Raw genomic sequence first — 940 nt, 5'->3', positions numbered from 1 at the left:
ACCGCGCGGGCTTCCTGCGTCGGTGGCTAGGCCGCCGCGCAGAGGACCAGCCCGGCCCTGTCGAGGACGTTCGCCGCGCCGACGTGATCCGCGTTGGCGGCGAAACCGCACGCCGTGCACCGGAACGCCGCCTGGGTGACGCGGTTGCTCTTGTCCACGTGCCCGCAGCCGCCGAGGCTGGGCGGGCAGGTGACCGAGGTGCTGCGGGGGTCCACCGGGATCACGCGGCGGCCGGCACTCTCAGCCTTGTTCGCCAGGATTCCCAGGAACCGCGCCCAGCCCGCGTCGAGGATGCTCTTGTTCAGCCCGGCCTTGGCGGCGGCGCCGTTCGGCAGGAACGCGCCGTCGCTCTCCGAGTCGGGCCGGGGTGCCGGGCGTCTGGTCATCCCGGCGGTGTTCAGCCGCTCGTGCGCGATCACGTCGTGGTCGGTGATGAGTGCGCGGGCGGTCTTGTGGTGGAAGTCGGCGCGCTGCCTGCGGATCTTGGCGTGCGGCTTGGCGACCCTCCGGGCGGCGGCGCGGTGGCGCTTGGTGCGCTGCCGGGTGCGCCGGGGGAACGTCGCGAGGTGCCGCTGGGCCGCGGCCAGCTCCTCGGCCACGGAGGCGAGGAAGCGCGGATTCGCCTCGTGCTCGCCCTCGGAGGTGGTCAGGAAGTGCGTGACGCCCAGGTCGACGCCGACGCTTCTTCCGGTGGGCGGCAACTCCTGGGCGGGCACCTGGTCGCAGACCAGGACGGCGTACCAGCGCCGCCCCTCGCGCTTCACACTGATCGTCTTGACCCGTCCCTGTACGGGCCGGTGCTGGTGCACGCGCACATGCCCGACACCCTGGAGGCGGAGGCGGGTCTGCGCAGCGTGCGGGGTGGAGTTCCAGCGGCAGCCGTCGCCGTCCCGGGGGAAGGCGACGGTGTCGAAGTGCCCGGCGCCCTTGAAGCGCGGGT

1 protein-coding gene is annotated in these 940 nt (G+C 73.5%); it reads right to left on the bottom strand.

Features of this window, described 5'->3' with window-relative positions; all coding sequences use genetic code 11:
• Positions 1-26: 26 nt before the first annotated feature.
• Positions 27-940, bottom strand: a 914-nt coding sequence (locus tag ACW69E_RS27705; RefSeq protein ID WP_457501028.1) for an RNA-guided endonuclease InsQ/TnpB family protein, incomplete at its 5' end; no start/stop codon positions are given.

This window comes from Streptomyces sp. SS8, from assembly GCF_054072955.1.
Note: the sequence above shows the minus strand (reverse complement) of the source record. Positions and strands in the feature narration are given on the sequence as shown.